Source organism: Candidatus Binataceae bacterium (assembly GCA_035508495.1).
GTDB lineage: Bacteria > Desulfobacterota > Binatia > Binatales > Binataceae > JASHPB01.
Genome location: DATJMX010000031.1, coordinates 1 through 13843 on the forward strand (window position 1 = coordinate 1; position 13843 = coordinate 13843).

Below are 13843 nucleotides of genomic sequence, written 5' to 3' on the forward strand. Positions count from 1 at the left end.
CCAGCCCGGTGACACGGTCGCGATCTTCGGATGCGGCCCGGTCGGGCTCTGCGCCATCATGAGCGCGAAGCTCTTCGGCCCTGCGCAGGTTATCGCCGTCGACAGCCTGCCCTACCGCCTCGACCTCGCGCGCAAGCTAGGTGCATTCGCTGTCGACGCGAAAGAGGCGCACGAGACGATCCTCGCCCGCACCGAAGGACGCGGCGCCGACGTGACGATCGAGGCGGTTGGCAACGAGGGCGCGCTCAACGCCGCCATCATGGCGGCGCGCGGCGGCGGAACGGTCTCGGTCATCGGCGCGTTCGTGACTCCCACCTTCAATTTTCCGATCGGCCTCGCCTTCGGCCGCGATCTGACTTTCAGAATCGGCCTCGCTAACATCAACGCGCATATCCCGGCCCTCGCCCGATGTATCGAACGCGGCGTAATCGACCCGCGTCCGCTGATCTCGCACGTCTTGCCGCTCGACGAAGCGGCCCATGGCTACGAGATCTTCAACGCGCGCAAAGACAATGTCGTCAAGGTCCTGCTCAAGCCGTAGCGTCGTTCCGTCATTTCAAAGAGGATCAAATCTTCATGGCCGAAGAATCAGTCAAGCTCAAAATCGAAGGCGACATCGCCTACATCGGACTCAACCGACCCGACAAACGCAACGCCGTCAACGGCGAGATGCTCCAGCGGCTGCCGCGCGTGATCGACGAAGTCGATCGCGCCGATATCCGCGCGATCGTGCTCTATGGCGAAGGCCAGGCGTTTTCGGCCGGTATCGATTTCGGCTCGCTCGCCTCGGACACCGGCGCGTCGAGCGGTGTCGGCGGCGGCCCTGATCTGCCGCGCTTTCGCCGCTTCGTGCGCGAATCGCAGGCGGCACTCTCGAGGCTCGAAAGCATCGAAAAGCCCGTGATCGGCGCGCTGCATGGCTACGTCGGCGGACTTGGACTCGAAATAGCGCTGGCCTGCGATGCGCGTATCGCGGCTGCCGGCACCAGGCTCGGGATGCCCGAGGTTCGGATCGGCCTCGTCCCCGATGTTGGCGGCACCACGCGGCTCACGCGCACGGTAGGCTACGCCCGCTCCAAGGAACTGATCATGACAGCGCGGATGATCGACGCCGAGGAGGCCGAGCGCATCGGACTCGTCAATCGCACCGTTCCGGCCGGCAATCACCTGTCGATTGCACTGGAGCTCGCGCGCGAGATGGCGCGCAACGCGCCGCTGGCAGTCGGCCTCGCCAAGAAGATCATCGACCTCGGCGACAACGTCGACAAGAATACGTTCATGGAATTGGAAGCGCTCGCGCAGAGCACGTTGCTCACGACGCAGGATTTCCGCGAAGGCGCGGCCGCGGCTTTGCAGCGCCGCGAGCCGAGCTTCAAGGGGCGCTGATCCGAATCTCGAATCCGCCGCTCCAGCTTTCTCCCGGCCAGAGCTCGATCATCCCGGACTCCACACCGCGCGCCGCGAGGTTAAACGCATCCGGCGCGCAGGTGTAGGGTTCGATTGCGACGACGTTCTGACCGGCGGGCACGAAGATCACGAAGTCCTCGAATATCCGGTCAGCGCGGAGCTCGATCGCTGCGCGAGCCTGCGGGTCGACCAGTCTCGCGCGCGGCTCATCCTTCTTAAACGGCGCCATCCGGAACGCATCGTCGTAGGTCTCATCGCCCAGTACGCGCGCGGTGCGCAAATCGAACTTGCCCTGCACCGCGTTCGGAGCGCCAATCGGAATGAGCTTGTCGTTCAGCGGCCAATGCGAATCGGCCGCCAGCTTCAGCGACATCGCGCCGCGCGAACCTTTCGGATCGAGCGGGGCATGAATATAAGGATGCGCCCCGAATCCGAACGGCATCGGTCCGTCGCCAGTGTTGCGCACCGTCGCCTTGAGCCGCAGCCCATTGCCAACTTCATAGTCAATTTCGAATTGGAACGGCCATGGCCACATCGCAGCAATCGAGGGATCGTCGGCGGAGTCGAGCATCGAGGTGATGAAATAGGGCCCGCGCCTCAGCACCTTGAAAGGGCGTTGGCAGGCGAAGCCGTGAATCGAATGCCCATGCGGCTCGTTGACCGGCACCTGGTATTTGGCGCCGCGATAGGTGAATTGCGCATTCGCCACCCGCCCCGGCCATGGAAATAGAATCGGTATTCCGCCGCGATGGGGATGGGCTCGCCACTGGTTCGGATCTGATGGACCGGCGATAATTTCGAGCGCCCCGACCGTGTAGCTAAGGCACTGGCATCCAGCTTCCGGCACCACTACGGCGCGCTCGCTTTGCGCTTCGATCGTAATAAGGTCCACGCGCAGATTTTAACGCAGAAGCGATCGCGTCACCATGAATAATTGATCGGGCAGCGACGCACGCGGCGTGCGCTACCGTACATACCGGCGGACTCACTGGATTGGAGTGAGGCGCTTCCCCAATGCGCCTTGAGCGCGGCCTCACGGGCCGCGTGGCGAGCTAGCCGCGACTAGTGGTCGCGGCGCGGACCGCGATCGCCTCCGCTGCGCGCCTGTGCTTCATTGACGCGAATCGGGCGGCCCTTGATTTCGCGGCCATTGAGCTTCTTGACCGCTGCGTCAGCCGCCTCTTCGGTAGCCATTTCGACGAATCCAAAGCCGCGTGAGCGATTCGTCGCGCGATCGATGATGACTTGGGAGCTATCCACCTTTCCCGCTTCTGAAAACGCGTCGTGCAAATCCTGATCGGTGACAGTCCAAGCCAGGTTCCCAACGTACAGTCTGCGGCCCATTCAGCTCTCCTGGCGCGCCAGCACGCAACTCAGCCCCGGCGACCCCCGCCGGCTGATCCGGGAACAGTCATGACTAGAGAGGAGTCTCGCTCGGTAGCGAGTTCGGCGGCGCGCATCTAAATCGAAATCCCCACACGCTTATATCATCGGTTGCGACTCAAACATAGCACCGGGCCGGGTTTTACCTTACAAAAATTCACTTCTTTTCCGGCATTGAAGTGCCAATAGCAGGGGACTTGGCATCCAAAACTAGGGGATGCTGACGATACCTCAAGCCATAGCTACAACCGCTTTTGGACCCAGGTAGCGAGACCCTATTGCCAACCTGCGCCTTCGGACTTGGCACGGGAACCTTGCCCTCCAGCTCCCCGGGCGCCTCAATTAGTACGGCTTCCATTGGTTAGTGCGGCTCCCATTTGGCCGCGGCTCAAATGCCTGGAAGTTAGCTTCACGGCTGGTTCGACCGAAGCGGCTCGCATTCGAAATCAGTCGAGATCGAAACTCCGCACCAGCCATTTTCGTCCAGGTGAAAAGAATCTTCGCAACCGGGCTGAGATCTCGATACATAATCGACATTCTCATACCCAGACGCCGTCAACCTCGCAGGATCTCACTGGATGGTGACTAATCTTTAACTAATCGCACCGCGAGGATATTCTCACGATGACAACGACGTAGCCTCAGCAAGAAACGGCAAGCTCATTTCGGGAGTCATTAGAACAACGACGAACTGGATTTCAGGTGACTATTTTCTTACTGGAATACTGGAACATACCGGCGTCTGGAGTGGTTACAAAACCATTGGAGCACAAGACTATGGCCATTGGTTAAGGCTATACGCTTTCGAGGACAACTCCACGCTGATACTTGTAGTGTCGATTCGCATTATGTAGTCTGAACGCCAGTTCAACTTGATAATTTTGTGGAAGGAGCCACTTAATGCCGAGAAGAAAAGCTACCGGTTCTGCTTTCCAGCAGGTACAGGTTCAAGCACAAGCGCTGCTCGCCGGTCTCAAAAGAGATATTTCCGCCAAAGAGACTGAACTGAGTCGCCTGAAGGACGAGTATTCGCGTCTGAGTTCACTGGTTGGTGGCGGTGGCGCGCGCCGTGGACGTCCGCCCGGCTCCGGTGCGGCGAAGGCTGCAGTTGGCCGCCCGGCGGCCGCAGCATCGGCAGCAAGTGGTAGCGGCCGTATCAACTGGCGCACCGTGCTCGAGCAACTGCCCAAACAGTTCAAAGCCTCGGATGTACGCGACGTGCGCGGCCTCAAGGGCAAGCGCCCTTCAGAGATCTTCGCGGCAATCACACGCTGGATCGACGGTGGGATGGCCAAGCGCAAGGCGCGCGGAGTATACGAGAAAGCGTAATTCCTTTTGCGCCTGACCAGGCGCGCCAGACATCAACTTTCAAAGGGGCGGCACGACGTAACACGTCGCGCCGCCTTCGTTTATTTTTATCTTCGAAACACAGACCGCCTCGCGCAGTCTGGCGCTAACATATTGTCCAAGCTCGCCAGACATAATAGTCAATTCTCTTCTGCATGGATGCCTCTCTTTATCCTGGAAGAAAGGACCAGGAAGGAGAGAGATCAGATCAAAACCAAAAGACGTTGCGCGTCTCATTCACTCCGCCTAGGATCAACGAGCTGAAACACGGCGCCGAGCGCATTCGCTCCAGGCTTGGAAACCACCCCTCTGCGAGACCCAATAGTGGCAATTAAGACGATTGAATGGCACGCCGATACAGTACGGATGATCGATCAACGCCTGCTGCCGACGCGTGAAGTAATTCGTACCTATCGCGACTATCGCGGCGTCGCTGACGCGATTCGCACTATGGTAGTACGAGGCGCACCCGCGATCGGGGTTGCCGCTGCGATGGGCGTAGCGCTCGGCATAAAAGGCTATTCGGGCGAGCGCGCACTCAAGCGTTTCGAGGTCGTAGCGCGAACGCTCAAGGCAACGCGTCCGACTGCGGTCAATCTGGCTTGGGGCGTCGAGCGCATGCGCCGCGTGCTCAAGGACAATCTGTCGCTCGACGCTGTCAAGCTTTTTCGCCGGATGCGCGAGGAAGCAATCGCGGTCTACAAGGAGGACCTCGCGATTAATCGATCGATGGGCCGTTTCGGCGCCGAGCTGGTGCCCGACGAGGCTACTATTCTCACTCACTGCAATGCCGGCGCGCTCGCGACCGCTGGCTATGGCACCGCGCTCGGAGTGGTACGCGCCGCGCGTGAGGCTGGAAAGAAAATTGAAGTCTATGCCGACGAGACGCGCCCATTCCTTCAAGGCTCGCGGCTGACCGCCTGGGAACTACACAAGGATCGCATCCCGGTAACGATAATCGCCGATAACATGGCAGCGAGCGTGCTCGCTAAAAAGCACGTCAACTGTGTCATCGTCGGCACCGATCGCACCGCGGCCAACGGCGACGTCGCGAACAAGATCGGCACCTATCCACTCGCCGTCATGGCGCGCCGCCACGGCGTGCCCTTCTACGTCGCCGCGCCGCTTTCCTCGATTGATCTCGATTGTCCCGACGGTGCGTCGATTCCGATCGAAGAGCGCGCAGCGCGTGAGCTTACTGAGTTTGCGGGCAAGCAAATTGCGCCGAAGGGCGTAGACACCTTCAATCCCGCGTTCGATGTAACCCCGGCCGAGCTGGTCACGGCGATCATCACCGAACGCGGGATTGCCTATCCGCCCTATTCCGAAAGCCTGCGCAGGCTCAAAGAAGGCTGAAATCTTACTCGCTCAAATGGTCCAGATACTCTGACAGCCCGTAACCAATTTTGCCGTCCCAGTTCCATTCGGTCATGCCTTCGGCGATGCGCGTGACCATCCCGGCGCGGCGATTGCGCAACGGGATCATGCCGATCACTTTGCCGGTAATGACTATTGGTTGGGCGCCTTCCTCAGTCTGACATGTGACCTTGATTCGATCGTGCAGGTTCTGCTCGCCGGCAAAATCGGTCTCGATATCGACCTTGACGATATTGAGATTGGGCTGGCCCTTGCGCGCGATGAATCCGCCCGGCCGCACGGAATCGTCGCGATTCACGGTAACGGTAGCCATTCCGCCGAGATCCTCGTCGAAGTTCATCGTCAGCCATCGATAGTATTTCGGCGCCTGCCAGTAGCGCGGCCCCCAACTGTGATCGCGAAGCCCGAGGCCGTCGATCTTGAATTCATTGGTGCCGCCGCCCTTCGCGCTCAGCGTTAGAGTTCCGGTCGCACGGCCGAGCTGTTCAAGATGTCCCTTGGCGAACTGCTGTTCGGGACTACCGCTAGTCTGTGGCGCTACCCATCCATTCTCGGTTTTCTCGCGCAGCTCGCCGCCCCACCCGGGACACGTCGCGCGATAGTCAAACTCGAAATTCACCGTCGCATACGGATTGTTCTTGAACGCGACCGCCGGCTCCGCCATCTCGAGCGGATTCTTCAGTATGCAAACTTTCCCGGAATAGCTGATTCGATGATGCTCGAATGGCTTGATAACCTCGAACTTCGCACCGCCCGCGTTGTGCGCATTGTTGTCCTTGATCTCCGGACGCTGGAACATGAATCCTACTGTGCCATCCGGCAGGTACAGGCAGACCGTCATCTCGGCGTAGCCTTCGTTGGGCCGATTGCCCAGGCGCATGAATCCGCCGATGCGCCCCTTGCGATCGTAAAAATTGTAGTAGGCACTCTCGTTGAAATTGGTTTCCCCCGTGTTGGGGTGCATCAGGTCGTCCTGCTCGAGCAGCACTACTTTTCGCTCTGCCATTTTCGATCTCCTTGCGTGAGTAACAGGTCACCCTTTTTGGTTGGCTATTGTTTTTGGCGCGCGGCGAGATCCGCCTCGATATAGCGCGGATTTGCGATTCTCAATTTGTCTTCGACCGCCTGGCGCACCACTTTCAAAGTCTCGGCGCGGAATGCCCCATCGTCAACTTCGCCAGCGCGAATTTTCTCACTCAGTTCCTCGTTCAGTTTCATTGCCGTCTTGTGCAGGTCGTCAAGGCTATGCAAATGCGGTTTCTCATGACCGAGCAGCGCGGCGAGCGCCTTCACTTCGTTCCGCGTCACGGGATCCTCCATCTGGATCTCGCGCGCGACGATTCGCATCACGTTCGCCACCACTCGCACCTGGAACTGCCGCGCGCCCTGGATCGCGGGAATGACCTCGCGATCGACAAAATCCGCCGCCGCTTCGAGCAACTCAACTGAGGTTGGTCGGTCCTGCATATTTTACTTCCCGATCGCGCGCGCGATCACACGCCCTCAATCAGATTGAGCAATTCGAGCTCCGTCTCCGCCGTGCGGCGGCCGATACTCGCGAGCTCAACGCTCTTGACGAACCCGTCGAGATGAGTGCGCGATTGACTGATGGTGATTATTCCCCATCTGAGATTTCCGAACACTTCCCAGAATCTCACCGCCTCCGGCGATACCGGAAATCCGCTCGCTTTCTCATACGCCGCGAAGAAATCCTCGCGCGTGCCGAGCCCGCCAACCGCCATGCGATCGTTGCCGAAGCGCCACGCCCGCACGCACATCCATCCGACGTCTTCCATTGGATCGCCCAGATGCGCGAGCTCCCAGTCGAGAATCGAGCGCACACCTTCGGGCCCAAAAATCACGTTGCCGATTCGATAGTCGCCATGAACCAGCGCCGTGCGCGGCGTTTTCGGGATTCGCCCGAGCAGCCAGCGAAATGCGAGCTCGAACGCGGGATGAGGTTCGAGCGTGAGCTGACGGTAGTTTTCCTCGTAGCGCCGGACTTCGGTGAAGGCGGCGTTGTCGCCGGGCTCGGCCAGAAAATCGAGACGATGCTTCTTCGCGTCGATGCGATGAATTCGCGCGAGAATCTCCGCGAGCTGTCCCGGCATCGCCTTGCGCGCCGGGGCATATTCCTCATCGCGTAGGAGCCGCCGCGCGATTGTCTCGCCATCGATGCGCTGCATAACGAAGAACGGCGCGCCGAGCGCAGTCGAATCTTCGCCCAGCCACAGCACCTCGGGCACGGGCACACCTTCTTCGAAGGCGGCGCGCAGCACGCGAAACTCCGCGGCACGGGAAGTATCGATTCGATGCTCACCGGGATCGCGTCGCAATACCAGGCCGCGCTGCTCGGTCTTACCGCCGCGCTCGAGGCTCGCCTCGAACGTCCAAATTTCACGCGACGCGCCGCCCGCCATGCGCCGGAAGTTTTCGATCGTAACGCGATCGTACTTGCCCTGCGCGCGAATAAATTCTTCGAGTCGCAGCGCGATTTCCTGAGGTTCCATGCTCCGCCTTCGTTCGATGTCCAACCGGGAATAAATAGCATGAATATGCGTCGGCGCGCAGGTTACGAGAGAATGTCAGTCGACGCCGATTCGTTGCGCGATTCCGTCGCCCATCAAATTGAAACCGAGAATCGCGAGTCCAATCGCGACTCCGGGCGCGGTCGTCAGATGCGGCGCGACGAGCAGGAACGCGCGGCCCGCGTCGAGCATATTGCCCCAGCTCGGTGTCGGCGGCATCGCACCGAGGCCGAGGAACGAAAGCGCGGTCTCCGCGCCGATGATCCCGCCGATACCGAACGTCGCCTGCACCGCGAGCGGGCCGGCAACTCCCGGCAGCAGATGACGCAGCATCACGCGCGCCGGCCGCGCGCCCAGCGTTTCGGCCGCGACGACATAGTCGCGCTCGCGCAGGGTGAGAATCTCGCCGCGGACGATTCTGGCGTAGCCAGTCCACCCCATCGCGACCAGCGCGATTATCAAGTCGATCAGCCCAGGTCCAAGAATGGCGGCCAGCGCGATAGCCAGTAAAATTCCGGGAAACGCGAGTACGATATCCACGCCGCGCATGATGAGGTTGTCGATTCGCCCACCGGCTAGCGCCGCGGCCGCTCCGATGAGCGTTCCGAGAACCGCGGAGATAGTCACGACGCCGACCGACACGCCCAGCGACAGGCGCGCGCCCCATAGTATTCGCGCCAGCACGTCGCGCCCGAGCTGATCGCATCCCAAGGGATGCGCGAGACTTGGCGCCGCGAGCGCCTTGGCGAGATCGATCGCATCGGGATCGACGTGCACAGCCAGCGGCCCCGCAATTGCGCAGATAACAAGAATAGTCACGAGCGCCACGCCAACTATCAGCGACGGACTACGGGCGCTCACGAATACCTCACGCGCGGATCGATGAATGCGTACGTCAGATCAGTGAGCAGGTTGACGACGACGTAGGTCATCGCGAACGTCAGCACGCATCCTTCGACCAGCGGGTAGTCGCGCAGGTTGATCGCGCTGATGAGCAGGCGTCCGAGGCCCGGCCACGAAAATATGATTTCAGTGATCAGCGCGCCGCTTAGCAGCCCGCCGATCTGCAAGCCAATCAGAGTGACTACCGACGTGAGCGAGTTGCGCAGTCCGTGTCTTAGCAGCGCGGCGCGCGGCGTCAGGCCTTTGCTGAGCGCCGTGCGCATGTAATCACTTTCGCGAACGGTGATGAGGCTCTGCCGCAGCATCCGTGCGAGGATCGCGGCGAGCGCGGTGCCGAGCGTGATCGCAGGCAACACCAGATGTGCGAAACCGCCGCGTCCCGTCAGCGGCAGCCATCTCAGATCGAGCGAGAACACGATCATCAGCAGCGGGCCAAGATAAATATGGGGAATGGAGATTCCCGCGATCGCGAATCCCATCGAGGCCACGTCGCCGGCGCCGCCCGGCTTGGCGCCCGCGATAAATCCCAGCGGAAATGCGATCGCGATCGCGACCAGCATGCCCGCGCCCGCGAGCTCAAGCGTCGCCGGATATCGCTCGGCAATTAGACTGCTGACGGAACGGCGAAATGTAATCGACTCGCCCAAATCGCCATGCAGCAGGCCGCACAAGAACGAGACGAACTGCTCCGGTAGCGGACGATCGAGACCAAGGCGATGCCGCATGCCTTCGATATCAGCCTGCGGCGCCGTGTCGCCAAGCATCGCGACGACAGGGTCGCCCGGCACAAGATGAATGATCAGGAAGGTCAGAGTCGCGACGCCGATCGCCACGGGAATCACCGCTGCGATGCGGCGAACGATATAGCCAGTCAATTCGGATTCTCCGGCGGTGCGATTCGAACGGTGGCGAGCGAACGGAGGCTGCCACTTGGTGTCGGTTCGAAGCCGCTGAGATCGCGATTCATCACGATCACGATATCGTCCCACCAGAGCGACACGTAGGGCAGCTCATCGGCGGCAAGTTGCTGGACTTGCCCGTATATTTTGCGCCGCGCATCGACATCCAGCGTCGTCCGGCCGGCGTCGAGCAGACGATCCATTTCAGGATTCGAATAATGCCCGCGATTCATGCCGATCGGCGGCATCATCTTCGAATCGAAAATCGAATAGTAATGATCGGGATCGCTGAAACCGACCCATTGCAGCGACATGAGATCGAAATTGCCGTGCTGCACGTCGCTATAGAAAGTCGCGAATTCGTTGGAGCGGATATCAAGTTCGATTCCCACCCGCTTCAGCATCGCCTGCAGGGCGGTCGCAAAACGAAGCTGCTCAGGCGTCGTTTTGTAAATGAAGCGCAGGTTCCGCATGTTATCCGCGCCGACCGAATATCCCGCTTGCTCGAGCAGTTCGCGTGATTTCGCGGGGTCGAAAGGATACTTCGCAACGTCACCATCGTAGGCCCAGTTTTGCGGTGACAGCAGTCCACTCGCGACCCGCGCCGTGCCCAGCATCATCGAGTTGACAATCGCATCGCGATCGATCGCATACGCAATCGCGCGGCGCACGCGGGCATCGCGCAGGCGCGGATCGTTGAAGTTGAATGCCACGTAGCGATAGCTCGTGCCGGGCGATTTTATGATCTTGAGTTGCGGCTGCGTTGATAGATACGGCAGGACCTCAGGCTGAATATTGTTTTCGGAAAAATCGCAGATGCCTTCGGTGAGTTCGAGTGCGCGCACCGTCGGATCAGGCACAACTTTAAACAGAATCATGCGCGGCGAATCGGCCGTGGCTCGATAATATGGATTACGCTCGAGCACGACCGATTCGTCGCGATGAAAACTCACCATCCGAAATGGACCCGCCCCCGCTGGCGCGACCGATCCTGATTTTCCGGGCAGCGGAGTCCCCACCGGCACGATTTCCTGCATCGCGCTCGTGAGCGCCGGCGCATATGGTCCGTCGGTAGCCATTACGACAGTGTAATCGTCCGGCGCGTCTATAGACTTGATATGCATCAGCGCGCCGCGCTTCGGCGACGCGTTCGCGGGATCGAGTATCGAGTCGAAAGTAAACTTGATGTCGCGCGCCGTGACCTCGCGCCCGTCACTGAATCGCACGCTATGCCGCATATGAAAAACAATCTGCTCGGCGCCGCGTCGCTCGTAGCTCTCAGCCAGATGCGGTTCGAATCGGCCGTGATTATCCAGCCGCACCAGCGAATCGAACACCAGCTCGTTGATGCGCGACGAGTAAACATCGGTGGCGAAGCGAGGATCGGTCGCTTGCGGCGAAGTCTCGATATCGACCTGGATCATTCCCACCTGGCGATGCCGATCGGCGCGGCTGCAGCCGGCGAGAGAGCCCACAAGCACGAGGCATACGAGTAATGTCAGTGCATGCAACCTTTTGGTCCCGCCGGGGCCTTGGGAAATCACGATTGCGGGCGATAATAGCAGAGCGGCCGCTTTTTGGCCGACCGAGGTGCCCGATGCAAAGCGGCTGGCGCTCCAGGATCACGATTCGCCGGGGCGACATAACGGATTCCGACACCGACGCGATCGTCAACGCGGCCAATAACGATCTCGTCCTCGGCGCGGGCGTGGCTGGGGCAATTCGCCGCAAAGGCGGCCCGTCGATCCAGGCCGCATGCGATCGGATCGGGCCGATTCCGCTCGGCGACGCGGCGATCACCGGCGGCGGTAACCTCAAGGCGCGCCACGTGATTCACGCCGCGAGCATGCGCCTCGGCGGCACCACGAGCGAGAGCAACCTGCGCTCCTCGACACGCAAATCGCTTTGCGTCGCGAATGAGCAGGGACTCAAATCGATAGCCTTTCCCGCGATCGGCACCGGCATCGCGGGATTCCCGCTCGATCGTTGCGCCGAGGTGATGCTCGCCGAGGTCCGCGAACATCTATCGCGCACCTCATCGCTCGAGCGTGTCGAATTCGTGCTCTTCGACGACGCGGCGCGCGAGACCTTCGAGCGAGCTCTCAAATCGATGAATGACTGACTATTCAGGGGCAATTAGACCATCAGAATATTATCAATTCGTTACGGAGCCGCTTTGCCCGCCATCTTCGAGCAAACTTCCGCAGCACTCGCGAAAACGACAACTCTCGTTCATCATCCTGCAACATTGATCCTGTTGATAATTAGCCAGGAAGTGCGGAGCGCGGGATTTCGTCGGCGCGGAGGCGGGCCGTGGATGACTTCGGAGAGCTTGGCAGTTATTTTTCTAGCATGCGGCTGGCCGCGATCGACGTAGGTTCGAACTCTGTCCACATGATCGTCGCCGATGTGACCCGCGAGGGACACCTCGAGGTGGTCGATCGGGTCAAGGAGATGGTGCGCCTTGGGCGGCGCTCTTTCACCACTGGACGGCTCACCCAGGAATCGATGGACTTGGCGGTGCGCGCGCTTGGCAACTTCAAGCGCATCGCACGCGTGCGCCGCGTCGACAAGATTCGCGCCGTCGCAACCAGCGCGGTCCGCGAGGCGCGCAATCGCGGCGAATTTATCCGGCGGCTGCGGCGCGAAACTGGAATCCCGGTCGAAGTTATCTCCGGCATCGACGAGGCGCGGCTCATCTTCCAGGCCGCTCGCCATGCGCTCGGCCTCGAGGGCGGCCCCTACCTGCTCTTCGACGTCGGCGGCGGCAGCGTCGAGCTGGTACTGGTGCAGGACGGCAAGCCGATCTGGATGCGTAGCGTGAAGCTCGGCGCGGCGCGGCTCACGGAGCGCTACCTCCCCGACGATCCACCGACGCGCGAGCAATTGAAGCGTCTCCGCACGCATCTGGAGCGGCAGATCGGCGCGCTTATGCGCAAGGCGAAGCGCGCCGGCGTCGTCCGCGCGATCGGCACTTCGGGCACGATCAATACGATGGTCGCGATGGCGCGTGCCGCTCGCGGCGAAGAGCTCGGCCGGCTGCATGGCGCGAACGCATCGGCAGCCGAGATCTCGCATCTCGCCGAGCAATTGGTCGAAGCCAACGCCTCGATGCGCTCGGAGCTGCCGGGGATCGACGCCAAGCGCGTTGACCTGATGCCTGCGGCGGCGGCGCTGATCGATTTCGTGCTTACCAAGTCCGGCGCGCCCGAGCTGATGGCATGCTCGTGGGCGTTGCGCGAAGGCGTGCTGCTGGGGTTGGCGAAGGCGGTGAATGCGCGATCGGCGTACGACGTGCGGCGCCGCTCGGTTAATGCGCTCGCGACGAGATTCGCCGGAGCCAACGATCACGGGCGGCAGGTCGCGAAACTCTCGATGCAGCTTTTCGACGCGACCGCGGGTGTGCTCGGCATCTCAAAGGAATCGCGCGAACTGCTCGAATACGCTGCGCTCCTGCACGATATCGGCCACGCCATCGATCATGACCGCCACAATCGTCACTCGTACTACCTGATCAAGAACGCCGAGCTGTTCGGCTTCGATCCCGAAGAAGTCGAGGTGATCGCGCAGTCGGCGCGTGGGCATCGCAAGCAGGCACCCAAGCTCGATTCTCCCGAGCTGAAGGCGCTGACCGCGTCCAGGCGCAAGCTGGTCCGCGCCTTTGCCGCGATCCTGCGTATCGCGGACGCGCTCGATCGCAGCCACTTCGGCATCATCAGGAATGTCGAGGTCAAGTACACTCCTGGCCGCGTGATCGTCGGCGTGGATTCGCGGCGCGAGAAAGCCGACCTCGAGCTCTGGACCTGCGAGCGCCGCACCGATCTGCTGGCGCGCCTGATGGAACGCCAGGTCGTCCTCGAGCGCTAGTTATCAGACCTCCACTGCCTGTTTACGCCGGCTCCTGAAAATTTATTGACAAAGTTGTTTCCAAATCGCGAACACTGCGCGACAATGGGCTCGCCGCTTAGATTGATTCGTGGGCGGGCTCAGAGGAGTGCG

General features: G+C 60.9%; 14 protein-coding genes. 6 read left to right on the plus strand and 8 right to left on the minus strand.

The annotated features are described in order from the left end of the window. A partial coding sequence (locus tag VMA09_10655) for a zinc-binding dehydrogenase (GenBank protein HUA34055.1) occupies window positions 1-541 on the plus strand: 541 nt, incomplete at its 5' end. A 35-nt stretch (window positions 542-576) separates the two neighbouring features. Next, window positions 577-1386, plus strand: a complete 810-nt coding sequence (locus tag VMA09_10660) for an enoyl-CoA hydratase/isomerase family protein (protein ID HUA34056.1) — start codon at window positions 577-579, stop codon at window positions 1384-1386. On the opposite strand, the gene VMA09_10665 is transcribed toward VMA09_10660, so the two are convergent. Together VMA09_10665 and VMA09_10670 are read right to left on the minus strand one after the other, a co-directional pair. Next, window positions 1373-2299: a hypothetical protein gene (locus tag VMA09_10665; GenBank protein HUA34057.1), complete on the minus strand. Its 927-nt coding sequence runs from the start codon at window positions 2297-2299 to the stop codon at window positions 1373-1375. The genes VMA09_10660 and VMA09_10665 overlap by 14 nt on opposite strands. A gap of 170 nt (window positions 2300-2469) precedes the next feature. Continuing rightward, complete coding sequence (locus tag VMA09_10670) at window positions 2470-2751, minus strand: RNA-binding protein (protein HUA34058.1); 282 nt, start codon at window positions 2749-2751, stop codon at window positions 2470-2472. Window positions 2752-3690: 939 nt separating this feature from the next. Between VMA09_10670 and VMA09_10675 the strand changes: the two genes are divergently transcribed. Continuing rightward, complete coding sequence (locus tag VMA09_10675) at window positions 3691-4119, plus strand: hypothetical protein (protein ID HUA34059.1); 429 nt, start codon at window positions 3691-3693, stop codon at window positions 4117-4119. Between the two features lie 342 nt (window positions 4120-4461). Continuing rightward, complete coding sequence (gene mtnA, locus VMA09_10680) at window positions 4462-5493, plus strand: S-methyl-5-thioribose-1-phosphate isomerase (GenBank protein ID HUA34060.1); 1032 nt, start codon at window positions 4462-4464, stop codon at window positions 5491-5493. A 4-nt stretch (window positions 5494-5497) separates the two neighbouring features. Here the strand turns inward: mtnA and VMA09_10685 are convergent, their stop codons facing one another. From VMA09_10685 to VMA09_10710, 6 genes are all read right to left on the minus strand, one after another. Continuing rightward, on the minus strand, window positions 5498-6520 hold the full coding sequence (locus VMA09_10685; GenBank protein HUA34061.1) for a hypothetical protein: 1023 nt from the start codon (window positions 6518-6520) through the stop codon (window positions 5498-5500). 44 nt (window positions 6521-6564) lie between these two features. Further along, a complete protein-coding gene (locus tag VMA09_10690; protein HUA34062.1) occupies window positions 6565-6981 on the minus strand; it encodes a DUF6285 domain-containing protein in 417 nt (138 codons plus the stop codon). A 26-nt stretch (window positions 6982-7007) separates the two neighbouring features. Then, on the minus strand, window positions 7008-8024 hold the full coding sequence (locus VMA09_10695) for a phosphotransferase family protein (GenBank protein ID HUA34063.1): 1017 nt from the start codon (window positions 8022-8024) through the stop codon (window positions 7008-7010). Window positions 8025-8099: 75 nt separating this feature from the next. Beyond that, the gene (locus VMA09_10700) at window positions 8100-8903 is read right to left on the minus strand and encodes an ABC transporter permease (GenBank protein ID HUA34064.1); all 804 of its coding nucleotides are present in this window, start codon (window positions 8901-8903) and stop codon (window positions 8100-8102) included. After that, window positions 8900-9820, minus strand: coding sequence for an ABC transporter permease (locus tag VMA09_10705; protein ID HUA34065.1), 921 nt, complete (start codon window positions 9818-9820; stop codon window positions 8900-8902). The genes VMA09_10700 and VMA09_10705 overlap by 4 nt, the downstream gene beginning before the upstream one ends. After that, window positions 9817-11355, minus strand: coding sequence for an ABC transporter substrate-binding protein (locus VMA09_10710; GenBank protein HUA34066.1), 1539 nt, complete (start codon window positions 11353-11355; stop codon window positions 9817-9819). Before VMA09_10710 ends, VMA09_10705 begins: the two co-directional genes overlap by 4 nt. Before the next feature lie 86 nt (window positions 11356-11441). Between VMA09_10710 and VMA09_10715 the strand changes: the two genes are divergently transcribed. After that, a complete protein-coding gene (locus VMA09_10715; protein HUA34067.1) occupies window positions 11442-11966 on the plus strand; it encodes a macro domain-containing protein in 525 nt (174 codons plus the stop codon). A gap of 191 nt (window positions 11967-12157) precedes the next feature. Then, window positions 12158-13711, plus strand: coding sequence for a Ppx/GppA phosphatase family protein (locus VMA09_10720; GenBank protein ID HUA34068.1), 1554 nt, complete (start codon window positions 12158-12160; stop codon window positions 13709-13711). Window positions 13712-13843 lie beyond the last annotated feature (132 nt).